The organism is Nonomuraea jabiensis, from assembly GCF_014204795.1.
GTDB classification, from domain to species: Bacteria; Actinomycetota; Actinomycetes; order Streptosporangiales; family Streptosporangiaceae; genus Nonomuraea; species Nonomuraea jabiensis.
Map to the genome: position 1 here is coordinate 12302347 of NZ_JACHMB010000001.1, position 17363 is coordinate 12319709.

General features: G+C 70.5%; 14 protein-coding genes and 1 pseudogene. 5 read left to right on the top strand and 10 right to left on the bottom strand.

The window, feature by feature from the left end; all coding sequences use genetic code 11:
• The first annotated feature begins 61 nt into the window (after positions 1-61).
• Positions 62-1025, top strand: a pseudogene (locus tag HD596_RS56105) (helix-turn-helix domain-containing protein).
• A 60-nt stretch (positions 1026-1085) separates the two neighbouring features.
• Here HD596_RS56105 and HD596_RS56110 read toward each other — a convergent pair.
• Complete coding sequence (locus HD596_RS56110; RefSeq protein WP_313047267.1) at positions 1086-3632, bottom strand: polysaccharide lyase family 8 super-sandwich domain-containing protein; 2547 nt, start codon at positions 3630-3632, stop codon at positions 1086-1088.
• Between the two features lie 252 nt (positions 3633-3884).
• Between HD596_RS56110 and HD596_RS56115 the strand changes: the two genes are divergently transcribed.
• Complete coding sequence (locus HD596_RS56115) at positions 3885-4268, top strand: hypothetical protein (protein WP_221520067.1); 384 nt, start codon at positions 3885-3887, stop codon at positions 4266-4268.
• Between the two features lie 239 nt (positions 4269-4507).
• Here the strand turns inward: HD596_RS56115 and HD596_RS56120 are convergent, their stop codons facing one another.
• Positions 4508-5212, bottom strand: a complete 705-nt coding sequence (locus HD596_RS56120) for a TetR/AcrR family transcriptional regulator (RefSeq protein ID WP_313047270.1) — start codon at positions 5210-5212, stop codon at positions 4508-4510.
• Positions 5213-5306: 94 nt separating this feature from the next.
• On the opposite strand from HD596_RS56120, the gene HD596_RS56125 reads away from it, so the two are divergent.
• From HD596_RS56125 to HD596_RS56135, 3 genes are read left to right on the top strand one after another with little or no spacing between them, the layout of a single operon-like run.
• Positions 5307-6713: an MFS transporter gene (locus HD596_RS56125; RefSeq protein ID WP_185077541.1), complete on the top strand. Its 1407-nt coding sequence runs from the start codon at positions 5307-5309 to the stop codon at positions 6711-6713.
• Complete coding sequence (locus HD596_RS56130) at positions 6710-7057, top strand: nuclear transport factor 2 family protein (protein WP_185077542.1); 348 nt, start codon at positions 6710-6712, stop codon at positions 7055-7057. Before HD596_RS56125 ends, HD596_RS56130 begins: the two co-directional genes overlap by 4 nt.
• Before the next feature lie 57 nt (positions 7058-7114).
• Entirely contained in the window at positions 7115-7807 is a 693-nt protein-coding gene (locus HD596_RS56135) for a DUF998 domain-containing protein (RefSeq protein ID WP_185077543.1), read from the top strand.
• Here the strand turns inward: HD596_RS56135 and HD596_RS56140 are convergent.
• The 8 genes from HD596_RS56140 to HD596_RS56175 form a co-directional block, all read right to left on the bottom strand.
• Positions 7749-7997: a hypothetical protein gene (locus HD596_RS56140; protein WP_185077544.1), complete on the bottom strand. Its 249-nt coding sequence runs from the start codon at positions 7995-7997 to the stop codon at positions 7749-7751. The genes HD596_RS56135 and HD596_RS56140 overlap by 59 nt on opposite strands.
• Before the next feature lie 130 nt (positions 7998-8127).
• On the bottom strand, positions 8128-9768 hold the full coding sequence (locus tag HD596_RS56145) for a monocarboxylic acid transporter (RefSeq protein WP_313047274.1): 1641 nt from the start codon (positions 9766-9768) through the stop codon (positions 8128-8130).
• Positions 9765-10094: a DUF485 domain-containing protein gene (locus tag HD596_RS56150; protein WP_185077545.1), complete on the bottom strand. Its 330-nt coding sequence runs from the start codon at positions 10092-10094 to the stop codon at positions 9765-9767. Before HD596_RS56150 ends, HD596_RS56145 begins: the two co-directional genes overlap by 4 nt.
• 165 nt (positions 10095-10259) lie before the next feature.
• A complete protein-coding gene (locus HD596_RS56155) occupies positions 10260-13094 on the bottom strand; it encodes a glycosyl hydrolase family 95 catalytic domain-containing protein (protein ID WP_185077546.1) in 2835 nt (944 codons plus the stop codon).
• 94 nt (positions 13095-13188) lie between these two features.
• On the bottom strand, positions 13189-14025 hold the full coding sequence (locus HD596_RS56160; RefSeq protein WP_185077547.1) for a carbohydrate ABC transporter permease: 837 nt from the start codon (positions 14023-14025) through the stop codon (positions 13189-13191).
• The gene (locus HD596_RS56165; protein WP_185077548.1) at positions 14022-14906 is read right to left on the bottom strand and encodes a carbohydrate ABC transporter permease; all 885 of its coding nucleotides are present in this window, start codon (positions 14904-14906) and stop codon (positions 14022-14024) included. The genes HD596_RS56160 and HD596_RS56165 overlap by 4 nt, the downstream gene beginning before the upstream one ends.
• A complete protein-coding gene (locus HD596_RS56170; RefSeq protein WP_185077549.1) occupies positions 14903-16159 on the bottom strand; it encodes an ABC transporter substrate-binding protein in 1257 nt (418 codons plus the stop codon). Before HD596_RS56170 ends, HD596_RS56165 begins: the two co-directional genes overlap by 4 nt.
• A 32-nt stretch (positions 16160-16191) precedes the next feature.
• Positions 16192-17355, bottom strand: coding sequence for a trans-sulfuration enzyme family protein (locus HD596_RS56175; protein WP_185077550.1), 1164 nt, complete (start codon positions 17353-17355; stop codon positions 16192-16194).
• Positions 17356-17363 lie beyond the last annotated feature (8 nt).

The following is a 17363-nucleotide window of genomic DNA, read 5'->3' on the forward strand; positions in this document are numbered from 1 at the left end:
CGAGCGGCCGGCGACCCGCTGGCGCAACGCCTGGATTGACACCTACAGGTACTTTTCTGCCATGGGTCTCCACCGGGTGGTCGCGCTCGTCATGGCGCCGCAGTCCACGTTCGAGCTGGCGTGCGCCGCTGAAGTCTTCGGCGTCAGCCGTCCCGGGCTGCCCGCCCGCTACGCGTTCACGGTGTGCGCGGAGCGACCCGGGCCTGTGCCCACCCTGGCCGGCTACGACATGCTGGTGTCCGAAGGGCTGCAGGTGCTCGACGCCGCGGACACCGTCGTGGTCCCCGGCTGGCAGCGGCCCGACGAGCCCGCCTCGCCCGCCGTGCTCGACGCGGTACGCCGGGCGCACCGTCGCGGCGCCCGCATCGCCGCGATCTGCTCGGGCGCCTTCCTCCTGGCCCAGGCAGGCCTGCTGGACCACCGCAGGGCGACCACCCACTGGCGGATGGCCGCCGAGCTGGTCACCCGCTTCCCCGCCGTCACGGTCGAACCCGACACGTTGTACGTCGACCTCGGCGACGTCGCCACTAGCGCGGGCACCGCAGCGGGCATCGACCTGTGCCTCCACCTGGTCCGCGCCGACCACGGTGCCGCGTACGCCGCCCAGGTCGCCCGGCACATGGTCATGCCGCCGCACCGGGAGGGCGGCCAGCTCCAGTACGCCGCCCCCGCCCCCGCCGGCCGGCCGCTCGACTCGCTGGCCCCGATCCTGGACTGGGCAGCCGAACGGCTGCACGAGCCCATCACCGTGGACGATCTCGCCGTACGGGCCGGGGTGTCACCGCGAACGCTCGCCCGCAGGTTCGCCGGCGGGCTCGGTGTCAGCCCCGGCAGGTGGCTGCTCCAGCAGCGCATCGCGGCGGCCCGGGCTCTGCTGGAGGAGACGGACCCGCCCCTGGAGGCCGTCGCCGCCAGGGTCGGCTTGTCCTCGGCCACCAACCTGCGCAGGCGTTTCCACTCCATGATGCGCACCACACCCCGCCGCCTACCGGCGCTCCTTCGGCCGCCCCAAAGCGGTCCATTGAGCCCATACCAGTTCCGGGTGCGGTTCGGTCGCGAGCTCGACGCGGCCCTCGCCCGGCACGTCAGCGCAGGGTGACGGTGAAGGTGCGGCCGTAGGCGTGCCGGGTCGTCGCCTGGACGAGGGTGCCGCCCGGCACGCGCCGTACCGTCACCCCCTCGTCGGCCGTCTCCGGCCTGAGGGGCGCGCCGGGCAGGACGACGGAGACGCGGTCGCGTTTCATCGTGGGGTCCGACAGGGCGACGGCCGTGCGCTCGCCGGACCTGACGATGACCGAGGCGGGGCCGTCGACGATCAGGTGCCCGGCGTGGCGGGGGCCGTCGGAGAAGACGTTGGCGGCGACGATCCCGAGCGTCTTGTGCCTGACGGCCTGCACGTGCCGGTCGTTGGCCAGCACGGTCAGCGGGCCGTCCGCGTAGCGGCGCAGGCGGGCCTCGGTCGCGTTCGGGACGAGGGCGTAGGCGAGGGCGGGGACGTCGCCGGTGGCGGGGTGGGCGATCGAGGCGGTGAAGACGTTCTTGGTCACGCCGGTGTCGGGGTTGGACGTGCGCACGACCCTGCGGCTGCGGGTCACCGTCTCCAGCCCGGCCGTGACGGGCTGCCGGGTGAGGAAGGCGTACCCGATGGCGGTGGCGCGGGTGCCGTTGGCGTAGCGCAGCCAGCGCGGCGGCGTGGTGTCGCCCGGCTGCCAGGCCCGGCCGCCCCAGCTCTCGCCGGTGAGCGCGACCGCGTCGCCCGGGGCGGCGATGCGGCTGTCCACGGTGGTCACCGCGGCGCGACCGCCCTGGCCGGAGACGCCCGCGGCCAGCACCACGATCTCGTCGTCGAACATGAACCAGGACTTGGTCGCGCGGGCGTTGCGGTAGACGACGAAGTCGTCGGGAAGGATGCCGGCCTGTTTGGCGGTGTAGGCGGCGTCGTCGGACTGGACCAGGCCGGCCGCGCCGTACGCGCCGAGCGTCGCGCCGCCGGAGAAGGCGTTCCCCGCCTTGGGGAAGTACACGTAGGTGTTCTGGGACTCCGAGGAGGAGGTGAAGTTGAGCGGGTGGCCGGGGTTCTCGTACCAGAGCCGGCCGTACAGCTCGGGCACCGTCCGCCGCTCCTCCACCGGCGCGGTGATCCCGGCCAGCCGGTACGGCGAGACGGCCGTGTAGTAGTCGACGCCGAACACCTCCCGCTGGTCCTCCCCCGCCAGGTAGAGGTAGTACGCGCCGTCGCCCTGGAACCACGGCATGAGGTTCTCGCCGCTCATGTACTCGTATTTGCTGATCCGCTCGGAGCTGCGCGCCAGGGCGAAGGCGTAGCCGGGGCGCCGGTGGACGGTCCTGTCCATGGAGTTGAACGCCACGCAGCGCGCGGACGGATTGAGGTCGGCGGCCGGGATGGCGGAGTCGGCGCGGATGGCCGCGTACCGGGCGACGCTGACCGGGGAGACGAAGGCGGCCGTGTCGGCGGCCGGCAGGAACCTGACGTACTTCTTCAGCGCCAGAGCCTCGGCGCCCTCGACGTGGTCGGCCAGGTCGGCGATGGCCTCCACGACCACCCCGACGTCGGCGTAGCCGGTGGTCGTGCGCGAGACCGCCCGCCCCTTGACGATCTCCATCATCCAGCCCTCGAAGATCAGCGGGGCGAAGCCGTCGGAGACCCAGCGGTACACCACGCCGGCCAGGTCCTCGGAGGTGCCGCCGCTCACCGCGCCCTCCAGTGTCTTGAGCGTCTGTACGACGCGGGTGAGCAGGGCTTTGCCGTACGAGCCGGTGTAGGCGACCGAATGGTGCTGGATGAAGGAGCCGTCGCGGTAGTAGCCGTCGGTGTTGCCGTGCTGAAGGTTGTAGGGGTCGATGGTGGCGAAGACGGTGGCCTGGTCGGAGATGGCCTTGCCGACGCGGGCGTCGTCGCCGGTGAGCGCGCCCTGCACGATCCGGTTGGCGGTGATGTCGGCCAGGTTGGCCCCGGTGTGGAAGCGCGAGTCGAGGTCGACGTCGCCGTTCTTGCCGTTGCGCAGGTAGGCGTCCATCGAGGCGACGTACGTCGCCGTCAGGTCGGGCCGGTCCGTCCGCACGCGTTCGGCCAGCAGGGCCAGGGTCCGGCTGACGTGGGTGGAGATGCCGATCTCCCAGGTGTGCCAGTTGCCGTAGTAGCCTGCCGCCTGGTCGCCGTAGTAGCGCTCGTGCAGCCACTGCAGACCGTCGAGGACCCGCCGCTGGACGGCGGCGTCACCGTCGAGCTGTCCGCCCGGCGTGCGGCTGGCGAGCGCGATCTCGAACAGGTACTGGTACGCCAGCCGCAGGTTGGCGTCGTCGGTGCCCAGCTTCAGCCCGGAGAACAGCTCCCCGGCGCCCGCCTGGTCCATGGCGGTCAGCCGTTGCCGGGCGGTCGCGGTGATCGCCGCGAGCTTGCCGGCGACCTCGGGGCGGGCGTTGACGTCCGGGGTGCCCGCGAAGATCGCCACGGTGTTGGCGAGCAGCCGCGCGTGGTCGATCCCGGCGGCGGCGCGTACGGGGGTGGCCGCGGCGAGCAGACCGGCGGCGGGGAGCAGGGAGAGAACCTGGCGACGGGACATGTGCGGCACGGCGAGCTCCAGGCCGTTGGGGGGATATGCCGGGCTCACCTTACATGATCCCTTTCACCGGTTCAGGGAACGAGAAGCCCATGCTCCCAGCCCGGCGGCCCGCCAGCGCTGAGCGACACCGAGCTCGGCCGCTTTCGCACGCCGGCTGCGCCGCCCGTGGGGTTCACCTCGCCGTCCGAGTCCTACCGCAATCTGCCCGGCTGGCCGCCATCAAGGCCCGCAGTGATACATGTGACGGGGAGGACGTGTCCGGCGTGCCGTAGATCGTGATCATGTTGGGAGGGGTGCGGGGTGGCAGGGTCGGTTTGGAGGCCGGCGGCGGCAACGCCGGCCGATGTGACGCGGGCGCGGGCCGAGACGGCGATGAGCCTTCCAGCTCCGCTGCTGGCGCTGTGGAGCGTGCGGGACGGCCTGCTCACGGAGTCCGGTGTCGCGGTGTACTCGGCAGGGGACATCGGTGAACGCAACGCCACGTACGAAGTCGCGCGGTATGCGCCAGGATTCCTCCTCGTCGGCGATGACAGTGGTGGCCGCGGATTCCTCGTGCGTGCCGATGACCCGGACTCCGCCGTGTTCTCCTCCGGTCTGGGCGATCTGGAGCCTGCGGGCTTCGACATCGTGTCCGCGGACCTCGCGTCCTGGATCGAATCGCTCGGTCCTGCCCCTTCCTGCTGACAAAGGGCGCCCTCCGAGGGCGGGGAAAATGCTTCTCGCGGTGCGGATGACCCGGCAGGGCTGGGAGGAGGCTCTGTCCCGGGCCGTGCTCACGACCGCGGATCCGGCAGCCGGTCCGCAAGGCCGCGGTATTGGCACAGACCGGGCACGCTGCCAAGGCCCAGCGGCTGTTCCCCGCAGAGCGGGTGTATCCGCTGCCACGGACGCTGGAAAGCCTCCTTTCCCCGGCTGGATGAGCCTTAGGCGGGTGAGGTCAGGCCCAGGGACGTGATCAGGGCGATCATCTCGTCGTGGTAGATCGCGGCCGGATCGCGGGTGAGCGTGCGCAGGTGGCCGTAGATCTCCAGCGCGACCAGGCCGTGCATGCGGCCCCACACCCGTAGCGTGAGCGCCACCGCGTCCGGCGGCAGGTCCGGGAACGTGGCCTGGATGTCCGCCGCCAGGCCGGGGTCGAAGTCGGACCAGGTGTAGGAGCCCGGGTCGGGCCCGGTCCAGGCCGCCGCGACCAGGCCCGTGAGCCCCCGGCACGCCCGGTGCTCGGCCTCCTTCGCCGGGGTGTCCTCGGGGGGCTGGTAGCCGGGGACCGGGTCGCCGTAGATGAGGCGGAAACCCTGCGGGTTGGCCAGGGCCCACTCGCGTACGGTCTGCGCCCAGGCCAGGACGCGACCGCCGGGGTCGGTGGCGGGGACGGCGTCGCGGGCGGACTCCGCCCTGTCCACCAGGGCCGTGTAGAGGTCGGCGATGAGCGTGGTGACCAGGTCGTCGCGGGTGGCGAAGTAGCTGTAGATCGCGCCGGCCGTCATGCCCATGTCGCGGGCGATGGCGCGCAGCGAGATGGCGTCGGGGCCGCCGGCCGCCATGAGCTTGAGCGCGATCTCCTTGATCTCCGCCGTGGTCTCCGCGCGCAGCCGCTCACGCCTGCTCATCGTCGTCTGATCTCCCACGCTTGACAGTCTACAGCGTTGGGCTACTGTTCCCCGTGTACAAATTGAACGGCGTGTAGGAAGTTCGCGCCGTGCAAGGAGAGGGGATTATGGAGTGACGCTTGCCACCTCTCGAGCGCCGACCGACGCGGGCCGTTCCGGGCCCAGACTGGCGCTCCTGGCGTTCACCCAGCTCATCGTGGCTCTCGACTACAACATCGTTTACGTGGCGCTGCCCGACATCGGGACGGCGCTGGGCTTCAGCGCGCGATCCGTGCAGTGGGTGGTGAGCGCGTACGCCATCGGGCTCGGCGGGCTGCTGCTGCTCGGCGGCCGGGCCGTGGACAAGCTCGGCGCGCGGCGCACGTTCATGCTCGGCCTTGCGCTGTACGGCGTGGCCTCCCTGGCCGGCGGGCTGGCCCCCGGCTCCGGCGTGCTGATCGCCGCCCGCGCCGTCCAGGGCGTCGGCGGGGCCCTGCTCACCCCGGCCACGCTCGCGCTGATCTACCGGGGGTTCGAGGAGGGGCCCGCGCGCAACCGGGCGCTGGGCGCCTGGGGCATGGCCGGCAGCGCCGGACTGGCCGCCGGGTCGCTGCTGGGCGGCGTGCTCACCAGCGCCCTGGGCTGGGAGTGGGTGTTCTTCGTGAACGTCCCGCTGGCCGTCGGCGCCGTCCTCGCCGCGCCCCGGCTGCTCGCCTCCGACGGCCGTCCCGCGTCCGGACTGCGCGGGTTCGACGTGCCGGGCGCGCTGCTGGCGACGGCGGGATCGACGCTGGTGGTGTTCGGCCTGGCCAGCGGGCCGGAGGCCGGATGGGGGTCGGTACGCGGCGCCGGGTCGCTGATCGCGGGCCTGGTGCTGCTGGCGCTGCTGGTCCTGGTCGAGGCGCGCGGCCGGGATCCGCTGATCCCGCTGCGGCTGGTCCGGCGGCGCGGCCCGGCCACCACGATGGTGGTGATCGCCGTGTTCCAGGGCACGCTGGGCGGCGCCTACTACGTGCTCACCACGTACCTGCAGCCGGTCCTCGGCTACAGCGCCCTGGCGGCGGGGCTGACGTTCCTGCCGCTCACCCTCGTCTGCATGGCCGCCGCGCTGAAGGCCGCCCCGGTGATGCTCGGCCGGTGGGGGATCCGTACGACGCTCAGCGCCGGCATGCTCGGCGCCGGAGCCGGGATCGCCATGCTGACCGCGGGCATGCCCGCGGGCGGCGGCTTCTGGACGTTGATGCCGGGCAGCCTCGTCTGGGGCTTCTTCGGCGGCGTGGCCTTCGTCGCCCTGTTCGCGGCGGCCGGCGCCGGGGTGGCCCCGGAGGCGCAGGGCGTCGCGTCGGGCCTGGCCAGCACGGCCAAGGAGGTCGGCGGCGCGATGGGGCTGGCCGTCTTCGTCGCCGTCGCCACCGCCTCCTCCGACCTGCTCGGCGGTCTGCACGCGGCCGGCTGGGCCGCCGCGGCCGCCACCGCCCTGGGCGGCCTCGCCGCCCTGGCACTCGAACCGAACCCGACCTCGGAAGGAATCACGTCATGATCGACGACCTCATCGGCAAGTACCTGGACATCTGGAACGAGCGCGACGCCGCCGCCCGGGACCTCCTGATCAAGGCCGTGCTCACCGACGACTCGGTCTACTCCGACCCCGACTACGCCGGGCTGCACGGACACGCGGAGCTGTCGGAGGCGATCGGCCGGGCTCAGGAGAACTTCGGCGACCTGGTGTTCACGCTCGGCACGCTGATCGGCGCCCATCACGACACGGCGCTGTTCACCTGGCGGCTCGGCGCGCCGGGCTCGGACGCGCCGGTCGCGACCGGCTACGACGTCGTGGAGTTCGCGGACGACCGCATCAGCCGCGTGGTCGGTTTCTTCGGGTGAGCCCTCCTTGTCAGGCTGGATTGACAGCGACTCGCCTGTCAGTCTAGCTTGACAAGCATGCGAACTCTCACACCTGCGGACCACTGGCGGCTGCTGCTGTGCGGCGTGGTCGCCGGGCCGCTGTTCGTCGTCGCGTTCCTCGTCCAGGGCGCCCTCCGCCCTCACTACGACCCGCTGCGCCACCCGGTCAGCTCGCTCGCGCTCGGGCCGGGCGGCTGGGTGCAGGCGGTCAACTTCGTCGTGGCCGGCCTCCTGACACTGGCCTTCGCCGCCGGGCTGCGGCGGGCGCTCCACCGGGTCTGGGGCCCGGTCCTGGTGGGGGTCTGGGGCGCCGGCCTGATCGGCGCCGGGCTGTTCACCACCGACCCGGTGAGCGGCTATCCGCCGGGCACTCCCGGCCTGCTGCCCGAGTACGGCAGCGCGCACGCGGCGTTGCACGACTACCTCTCGCTGGCGGCATTCGTGGTGCTGGTCGCCGCCTGCTTCGTCTTCGCGGCCGGGTTCGCGCGGGACCGGGAGTTCGGGTGGGCGGCGTACTCGGTGGCCAGCGGGGCCGGGTTCACGGCGGCGATGGCGACCGCCACGATCGCCTTCGGCCAGGACCCGGCGCTGGTCGCCCACGGCGGGCTCTACCAGCGCGTCGCGATCGCCATCGGCTGGGCCTGGCTGACCCTGCTGGCGCTGCGGCTGCTCAGGCGGCGACCCGCCGGGCCGCGAACACCAGCAGGACGGCCGCGGCGACCGTCATGACCGCGTTGCCGGCCAGGTCGGCCGCCGGGCTCGCGCGCACGATCACCTGCCACGGGAACGAGTGCCACGCGTACGTGAGCATGGCCCCCGCCGCGACGGACACGCGGCGAACCAGGGCGAGAGGCCTTTGGGGTCGCAACGCGTAGAGGAGCACGAAGAGCGCACCGGCCACCAGGGCGAACGCGAACATCACCCACGGGCCCGGCGCCCGCCCGGCGACGGAGGGGCCACGCGAGCGAAGGGCCCGGCCTCGCGGGAGGCCGGGCCCTCGGGTGCAGGCGCCTTCAGGAGAGGAGGGGGGAGGCGCCTTCGGGGGAACGTCAGTGCTGGGTCGCCTTCTCCGCGCCGACGCCGGTGAGGGAGCGGACCTCCATCTCGGCGTACTTCGCCGCGTTGTACTCCTTGCTGAGGATCGTGCCGAGCCACCCGCACAGGAAGCCGATCGGGATCGACAGGATGCCGGGGTTGCTCAGCGGGAACCAGTGGAAGTCCACGCCGACGATCAGTGCGGTCGGCTTGACGCCGGCCGGGGGCGGCGGCGCGGAGACCACCGGCGAGAAGATGACCAGGATCAGGGCCGAGATCAGGCCGCCGTAGATGGCCGAGACCGCGCCCGTCGTGTTGAACCGCTTCCAGAACAGGCTGTAGAGGATCGCGGGCAGGTTGGCCGAGGCCGCGACGGCGAAGGCCAGGGCGACCAGGAAGGCCACGTTCTGGCCCTGGGCCAGGATGCCCAGGCCGATCGCGATGGCGCCGATGATCAGGGCGGAGACGCGCGCCACCACGACCTCCTGGCGCTCGCTGGCCTGGCCGCGCTTGAAGACGTGCGCGTACAGGTCGTGCGAGAAGCTGGAGGAGGAGGCCAGCGTGAGGCCCGCCACGACGGCGAGGATCGTGGCGAAGGCGACGGCGCCGATGAGCGCCAGCAGGATCGTGCCGCCGACCGAGCCGAAGATCTCCTGGCCGACGCGTTCGGCCAGCATCGGCGCGGCGGTGTTGCCCGCCGGGTCACCGGCGACGATCGCGGACTTGCCGACCAGGGCCGCGGCGCCGAAGCCGAGGACGAGGGTCAGCAGGTAGAACACGCCGATGATGCCGATGCCCCACAGGACCGACTTGCGGGCGTCCTTGGCGGTGGGGACGGTGTAGAAGCGGATGAGGATGTGCGGCAGGCCCGCGGTGCCGAGCACGAGCGCCAGGCCCAGGCTGATGAGGTCGATCTTGCCGGCCAGCCCCTGGGCCTCCGTGCCGTACTTCAGGCCGGGGATCAGGAAGCTGCCCGGGTTCGCCTTGGGGCCGCTGGTGGTGGCGGCCTGGCCGAGCAGGGACGACAGGTTGAAGCCGAACTTGCCGAGCACCAGCACCGTCACCAGCGCGGCGCCGCCCATCAGCAGCACGGCCTTGACGATCTGCACCCAGGTGGTGCCCTTCATGCCGCCGAAGACCACGTAGACGATCATCAGCGCGCCCACGCCGACGATGGTCCACGCCTTGCCCGCCGGGGAGGTGATGCCGAGCAGCAGGCCGACCAGGGCGCCCGCGCCGACCATCTGGGCCAGCAGGTAGAAGATGCTGACCACGATGGTGGACACGCCCGCCGCCGTGCGCACGGGGCGCGGGCTCATCCGGAAGGCCAGCACGTCGGCCATGGTGAACTTGCCCGAGTTCCGCATCAGCTCGGCGACCAGCAGCAGCGCGACCAGCCACGCCACCAGGAAGCCGATCGAGTACAGGAACCCGTCGTAGCCGGACAGCGCGATGATGCCGGCGATGCCGAGGAAGGAGGCGGCCGACATGTAGTCGCCGCCGATGGCCAGCCCGTTCTGCACGCCGGTGAACGACCGACCGCCGGCGTAGTAGTCGGCGGCCGTCTTGGTCTGCCGGCTCGCCCAGAACGTGATCCCCAGCGTGGCCGCGACGAACGTGAGGAAGAGGATCATCCCCAGGGTGTGGGAGCTCACTTGGTCTTCTCCTCAACCTCGTGGCGGAGCTTGTCGGCGATCGGGTCGAGCTTCTTCTCGGCGTGCCTGGCGTACGCCCACGCGATGAGGAACGTGGAGACGAACTGGAGCAAACCGAAGACGAGGCCGACGTTGATCTCGCCGAGCAGCTTGATCCCCATGAAGCCGCGGGCCCATCCGGACAGCACCACGTAGAGCAGGTACCACACGAGGAACGCCACGGTCATCGGGAACGTCCAGGCGCGGAATCGCCGTTTCAGATCCTGGAACTCACTGCTCTCCTGAACTTCCTCATAGACCGATGCGTCATGTTCTTTAGTCGTCACGAGACCTCCACTGTGATGCGGATCACGCCCAACGTAAGAGCGCAACCTACCCGTCGTGGAGGTCCCTGGTGACGTTGTTCGGCGAGTCGCTGGGGTCCGGCGATTAGTTGGGAATGGCTTGCGGTGAAAGGTCTGTTGCGCGCGACGAGCGGTTGATCGCGCCTCTCATCGGGGTGCTTCCACGGAGAGCGCGAACAGGTGGAGCTGCGGCCGGGTGAGCGCGGGCAGGGTGAGCGAGCGCAGCTCCCTGGCCGGGTCGAGCGCCGCCTGCACCTCGAAGAGCCCGACCCGCAGCGAGTTGGCGCCCGTACGGCCGTGGCGGTGGGTGCAGCGGATCACCTCGGAGGCCCCCGCCCCGGGCTGGCCGCCCCAGTCGGGCAGGACGAACGGCACCTGGGCGGTGGTCCCGTCGGCGTACGTGGCGGTCAGCGCGGAGGTGAGGACCCCGGAACTGGCCGCGCCCAGCAGCCGGACCTTGGCGTACTTCCCGGGCGTGACGGCGATCGGCTGCCCCTGGCCGGTGACGTTGTTCTCGACCCCGTCCCCGTACGCGGGGAAGGCGAAGCTCAGGCCCTCGTGGACGAGCGCCCCGGCGGGCGGCAGCTCCTCGGCCGGATAGGTGTAGCCGGACCCGTCGAAGTCGCCGTCCGTCATCGCCTCGTGCGTGGAGACGCCGTCGTTGTCGAAGTACGCCGACAGGTCCACCGGCGTGGTGGCGCCGGGAGGCGGGACCGGCGGCAGCCCCCAGGCGGCGCCCGGCCTGCTCACCGGCACAGGTCCGATGACCGGGTCGGGCCGCGCGCCCGCGTGGACGAGCACCTCGCTCCCCCTGCCCAGGGTGATCTCCACGACGCCCTCCCCCAGGTCCTTCACCCGGGCGGGACGGCCGTCGGGCAGCACGGCGGTGACCGGCCCGTCGAGCCCGTGCTTGAGCCTGAGCGGCGCCCCCGCCAGGCTCCTGACCCGGATGAACGAGGTGCGGCCGCCCTTGCGCACGGCCGAGACCAGGAACGCGCCCTGCGTCCGGAAGTCGTGGATCGCCACGTCGGCCCACGAGGCGGGCACCGCCGGGAAGACGCGGACGATCCCGCCCCAGCTCTGGCAGAGCATGTCGTGGAGGGACTGGGCGGCCGACAGCGGCGTCTCGATGACCGGCCCGGCCTCGGCGTAGTGGGTGTTGGCCGTGCACGGGTAGCGGCTGGCCGGGTCGAAGAACCGGTCCAGGTAGGACAGCGCGGTGTCGCCCCGGCCCATCATCGCGTAGAGCGAGGCCGCGCCGGTGTAGCTGTAGCCGCGGTGCGCGCTGGTCAGCGACTGCCAGTGGGCGACCGACTTCTCGATCAGCTCGCGCTGCTCCGGCTGGTCCCAGTTGACCAGGTAGAGGGGGTAGATCATGAGGAGGTGGGAGTAGTGGCGGTGCGACTGCGCGTACGGCGTGCCCGCGCCGATCATGAAGCCGTTGGCGTCGGCCGGGTAGTCCACGAGCGTGGCCAGCACCTCGCGCCACTTCGCCGCGAGCGGGTCGTCGATCCCGAGCCGCTCGGCCGACTCGATCAGCGTCCGGCAGCCCCATCGGATCAGCGCCAGGTCGTAGTTGGTGTCCTGGGGCGGGGTGACCGGGTACTCGGGTGAGAGCGTGCTGGGCAGGTGCAGCCTGCCGTCCGGGCCCGCGGCCAGGAAGTGCAGGTAGTAGTTGATCGCCCGCCGCAGCAGCGGGAAGACCGTGTCACGCAGCAGTTTGTCGTCCATGGTGTGCCGGTAGGTCAGCCACACGTTGTGCAGCGCCCACGTGAGGTCGCCCACCTCGGCGCCCGTGCCGGGCGTGCCGACGCTCCGGTTGCAGAACATGTCGGAGCTGCGTCCCACCCCGGCCGAGTCGGCGCGGTAGGCGGCGGGGACGTTGGCGACGAGCTGGTCGCGGTTGCGGTCGAGCGTGCTGGTGAGCGAGTCGAGCTCCAGGTGGTTGGAGCCGTGGATGAGCCAGTATTCGAGCTGCACGTTGAGGTTCCACCACACCGCCGGCCACGGGGTGGACTCCAGCCAGGGGCCGCTGGTGGCCATGACCGGGCCGCCCGTCCGGCTGGCGGAGGCGACCTTGTAGAGCTGGATCCAGTAGAAGCTCTGCAGCCGCTGGTCGGGCAGGGAGATGAAGCTCTTGCCGTAGAAGTCGTGCCACCAGTCGCGGTGCCGCTTCTTCATGATCCCGTACGGCGGCGCGTTCCGGATCCTGGCGAGCGCGCTCTCCTGGGCCTCGGTCGCGGACGGGAAGCTGTGGCCCACGGTGACCAGGAGCGTCCCGTCCTTGACGCGGTAGGCGGTGGCGGTCTGGCCGCCGCCGGTGAGCGGCTGGAGCACCTGCTCGACGTCGCCGGCGGTCGCGGTGGTCCACGGAGGGTTGGGCGTGTAGCCGCTGGGCGGGGCCTCGGAGGCCGATCGGGGGCTGACGGCCTCCTCGGGGTGGAACGTCCAGCGGACCTGCTCCTCGCCGTCGGCCTCCGCCCTGGCGACGAGGACTTCGTCGTGGATGAACGCGGAGAAGGACAGCTTGCCCTTGTCCGTGGTGACGGTGCCGGTGACCTCGGCGTCCCACAGGCTGAGCCGCCAGTCGACGGCCGTGATCGTGCCGAGGGGGTCGAGGGTGACGTGGCCGACGGGCAGGCGGCAGGTGCCCCAGCCGCTGCCGAACTGGGGGCGGTGGTCCTGGACGCGGCCGTGCTGGACGGTGAAGCGGACCTTGTTCTGGCCGGGCTCCTGGTAGACCATGCTGCCCAGCAGGCCGTCGCCGAGGAACGGGCCCTCGTACCAGGTCCTGGGCATCCTGCCCCAGAGCAGGTCCTGGCCTTTCATGAACTCCGCCCAGGGCACGCGCTGCCGGAGCTGCCAGCCCCGGGCCGCCCCGGCGTGCTCGGTTTGCGCGAGCGCCGGGGCGGCGGGGACGAGGGCGAGACCTAAGCCGCCGAGCACGGCGCGGCGGGTCGGGTCGTGAGAGGGGGGTGTCATACGGGACCTCACAGACGAGACATCGGGTCTTTCGCCTGTATGACACGCAAGATGACCTTAGTCAAGGGCGGTCAACCGAAATTCATCGGATGCATCACCCCTTAACGGCGCCCGCGGTGAGCCCTTCGACGATGTAGCGGCGGATGGCGGCGAACAGGACGAGGGTCGGCAGCACCGAGATCACGGTGGCCGCGGCCATGGAACCCCAGTCGATGTCGTACTGGGTGATGAAGGAGTTCATGGCGACCGGGATGGTCTTGGCGTCCTCGCTGTCGATGAACGTGATCGCCAGGAACAGCTCGTTCCAGCACTGCACGAACGCGAAGATGAACGTGGCCGCGATGCCCGGCAGCATGACCGGGATGACGACGCGCACCATGGCCACCAGCCGCGAGGCGCCGTCCACCTGCGCGGCCTCCTCCAGCGCGACCGGCACCCGCTCGTAGAAGCCGCGCATGATGATCGTGGAGAACGGCACCAGCATGGCCACGTACACCAGCATCAGCCCGGCCAGCCGGTTGAGCAGGTCGAGGTCGGACATCAGCAGGTAGAGCGGGCCGAGCGCGATGAACAGCGGGATCATCTGCGTGACCAGGAACGCCAGCATCAGCGCGCCCCTGCCGGGGAAGGCGAAGCGGGCGAGGGTGTAGCCGCCCAGCACGCCGATCGCGGTCACCACGCCGGCCGCGACGAGCGAGACGAGCAGGCTGTTCAGCAGGTACGCGCCGAAGTCCGCGAACGAGAACAGCTCCGCGTAGTGCTCGAAGGTCACGTTGCCCGGCCAGTACCTGAGGGGCATCGAGAAGATCTCGGACTTGGGCTTGAGCGAGGTGACGACGATCCAGTAGAGGGGGAAAAGGGTGATCAGCAGCCAGGCGCCCAGCACGACGACCTTGACCGCCGTCTGCAACAGGGTCGCGACACGTCTCATCTGGATTTCTCGAATCTCGTCGCGTTCAGGTAGAAGACGCTGAAGGACAGCAGCAGGCCCAGGATGAGCAGGCCCACCGCGCCCGCGCGGCCGTAGTCGCCGCCGATGACCTGCTGGATGAGGAAGGTCGTGATGATGTCGGTGCCGCCGGCCGGGCCGCCGCCGGTCATCGAGTAGATGAGGTCGGGGAAGTTGAGGATCCAGATGATCCGCAGCAGCACGATGAGGGCGAGCGTGGGCCGGATGTGCGGCAGCGTCACGTGCCAGAACTGCCGCAGCCGCGACGCGCCGTCCACGGCCGCCGCCTCGTACAGCTCCTTCGGCACCGACTGCAGGGCGGCCATGATCATGATGGCGAAGAACGTGACGCCGTACCAGATATTCGCCACGATCACCGACGTCATCGCCCACCCGGGCGTGGCCAGGAAGCCGATGCGCTGGTCGATGAGGCCGGTCTTGAGCAGCAGGTCGTTGATCACGCCGAACTGCCCGTTGAACATCCACCGCCACAGCAGCCCGATCAGGAACCCCGACATGGCCCAGGGGAAGAACACCCACGCCTGGTAGAGGCCCCGGCCGCGGAAGTGCCGGCGCAGCAGCAGCGCCAGCCCGAAGCCCAGGAAGAACTGGAAGAACAGCGAGACGACCACCCACGTGCCGGTGTTGCGCAGCGCGGTCCAGAACCGGTCCTCCGACAGGACGGCCCGGAAGTTCTCCAGGCCGACGAAGGGCGTCGAGGTGATGTCGAACAGGTTGTAGCGCTGGAAGGCGATGACCGTGCCGCGGATCATCGGGTAGTACGTGAACAGGGCCACGAAGACCACGCCGGGCAGCAGGCACAGGGCGATGAACCTGGCCCGGCGGGCGGTGAAGAGCCTCATGAGACCTTCTTGGCCTGGTCCGTCCAGAAGGCGTCCCACGACTTGAGCACCTCGGCCGTGGTCTTCTTGCCAGTGATCAGGGCCTGGACGTCACGGTCGGAGTCGACGAGGAACTGGCTCCAGCCCGGGTAGTCGACGGGCCTGATCGTGATCACCTGCTTGGGGTCCTGCTGGGCCTGCAGGTACGCCTTCCACGCGCCCTGCGAGAACTGCGGGTCGCTCTGGGCCTGCTTGGAGATCGGGATGAGCGAGTTGCCCTTGGCGAAGGCGATGCTCTGCTTGGCCTCCGACAGGAACTGGACCAGCTTGACCGCCTCCTTCGGGTGCTTGGTGAACGAGGTGGCGCCCCATCCGGCGTAGCCGACGGGCTGGAAGGCGTATCCGGTTGGGCCCTTGGGGATGGGGGCCGTCGACCAGGCCGTCATGCCGCTCTCCTGGACCGTCTTGATCACCTCGGGGTCCTGGATGAGCATGCCGGTGACGCCCGAGGTGAACCCCTGGACCATCTCGGGGTAGCCCCAGGAGACGGAGTCGGGCGGCGACGCCTCCTTGAAGATCTTCACGTAGAGGTCCATGGCCTGGGCGGCCTCGGGGGTGGAGAAGATCGTCCGTTTGTCCTTGAGATAGAACGATTTTTCGGGATTCAGGGCTTCGCCGTTGTACGCGCTGACCATCATGACCGCGTAGTCGGCCCCGCCCTTGCCGCCCCGGAACGAGTAGCCGAACCGGTCGCCCGAGGTCATCTTCTTGCCGGCCTCGTAGAGCTCCTGCCAGGTGGCCGGCGGCTGCGTCATGCCCCAGTCCGTACGGTAGAAGATCGTGCGCTCGTAGAAGCCGTACGGGATCAGGTACGCCTTGCCGCCGACCTCGACGGCCTTCTTCTGGGCCAGCTCGGTCAGGTCCGACCAGCCGGGCCACTGCGTGGTGGGCAGCTCGGCCAGCCAGCCGTTGTTGGAGAAGGACTTGGCCGTGTGGTCGCGCACTTCCAGCACGTCCAGGTCCTTCTTGGTCTGCAGGATCTGGGTGATCTTCTGGTCGGCGCTGTCGAGCGGGGGCGAGATCAGCTCCACCTTGATGCCCGGGTTGGCCTTCTCGAAGTCCTTCAGCAGCGTTTTGATGAGCTTCGTGCGTTCGGGACTGGTCAGGCTCTCGATCATGCGGAGCCGTACCTCGCCGGGGGACGACGAGCCGGAGCCGCAGCCCGCGAGCAAGAGCGTGGCGGCGACCCCGGCCGCCAGGAGGGGGGTTCTCATGCTGAGCCTCCAGCTTCAGACAGCGCTGTCAGTCAAGCTAGGCGACCGACCCCCTCCAGCGCTAGACCGAGATCCTTGATCAACGTGTCCGCGGGCTCCAGGCCGACCGAGAGCCGCACGAGGCCCACGGGGATGCCCATGGTGGCCCGCACGCTCTCCTCGGTGGACAGGGCGGGGGCGTTCACCAGGCTCTCAAACCCACCCCAAGACACCCCAATCCTGAAATGTTGCAACTTGTCGAGGAAGAGTCCGACCTCCTCGCGCGACTCCGTGTCCAGCACGAGGCTGAACAGGCTGGAGAACCCCGACATCTGCCGCTTGGCGATGTCGTGCCCCGGATGGGACGGCAGGCCGGGGTGGTTCACCGCCCGCACGGCCGGATGCCCGGTCAGGAACCCGGCCACGGCCAGCCCCCGCTCCTGGTGCGCGGCCATCCGCACGGGCAGCGTGCGCAGCCCCTTGATCACCTTGGCCGCGTCGTGCGGCGACATGGCGGCCCCGTACAGCTGGTACTCGGTCAGCGCCAGCGGCCTGATCAGCCGGGACGGGCCCACCACGACGCCGCCCACGAGGTCGCTGTGCCCGCCGATGTACTTCGACAGCGAGTGCACGACGAGATCGACGCCCATGGTCAGCGGCTTCTGGAAGATCGGCGTGGACCAGGTGTTGTCCATCACGCTCACCAGGCCGCGCTCCCGCGCCCACGCCGTGACTTCGGCGATGTCGACCACGGCGTAGGCCATGTAGGACGGCGACTCGAAGTAGAGTAGACGGGTGCTGGCCCTGATAGCGCTGTCACACTCCGCGAGGTCGTTCACGTGCGTATGCGTGACCCCGAACTTCTCCAGGTAGCGCAGGAACTGGGTGGTGGGCCCGTACACTGCGCCCAGCACCAGCACGTGATCCCCGGCCTTGACGAGCGAGGAGATGGTCGCCGAGATGGCCCCCATTCCCGACCCGAAACACTTGGCACGCTCTCCCCGCTCGAGCGCGGCGAGCTTACGCTGAGCGAGATCGACCGTCGGGTTGGTCCCCCGCCAGTAGACGTACCTCTCGTCCTCGCTCCTGATCGCCTCGCCGAGCTCCTGCGCGGTCCTGAACGTGAACAGCGAGTTCTCGAACACCGGCGGGTTGACCGCGCCCAACGCCCAGGGCTCGTCCTCGCCCAACCGGCCACAGATCCATTCGTCATCCATGGGGGCAG

What these genes read in the sequence shown, in the direction of transcription:
- HD596_RS56130 (WP_185077542.1), top strand. Translation starts at nt 6,710, where the DNA reads ATGATCGACGACCTCATCGGCAAGTACCTGGACATCTGGAACGAGCGC.
- HD596_RS56135 (WP_185077543.1), top strand. Translation starts at nt 7,115, where the DNA reads ATGCGAACTCTCACACCTGCGGACCACTGGCGGCTGCTGCTGTGCGGC.
- HD596_RS56140 (WP_185077544.1), bottom strand. Translation starts at nt 7,997, where the DNA reads ATGTTCGCGTTCGCCCTGGTGGCCGGTGCGCTCTTCGTGCTCCTCTAC.
- HD596_RS56155 (WP_185077546.1), bottom strand. Translation starts at nt 13,094, where the DNA reads ATGACACCCCCCTCTCACGACCCGACCCGCCGCGCCGTGCTCGGCGGC.
- HD596_RS56160 (WP_185077547.1), bottom strand. Translation starts at nt 14,025, where the DNA reads ATGAGACGTGTCGCGACCCTGTTGCAGACGGCGGTCAAGGTCGTCGTG.
- HD596_RS56165 (WP_185077548.1), bottom strand. Translation starts at nt 14,906, where the DNA reads ATGAGGCTCTTCACCGCCCGCCGGGCCAGGTTCATCGCCCTGTGCCTG.
- HD596_RS56170 (WP_185077549.1), bottom strand. Translation starts at nt 16,159, where the DNA reads ATGAGAACCCCCCTCCTGGCGGCCGGGGTCGCCGCCACGCTCTTGCTC.
- HD596_RS56175 (WP_185077550.1), bottom strand. Translation starts at nt 17,355, where the DNA reads ATGGATGACGAATGGATCTGTGGCCGGTTGGGCGAGGACGAGCCCTGG.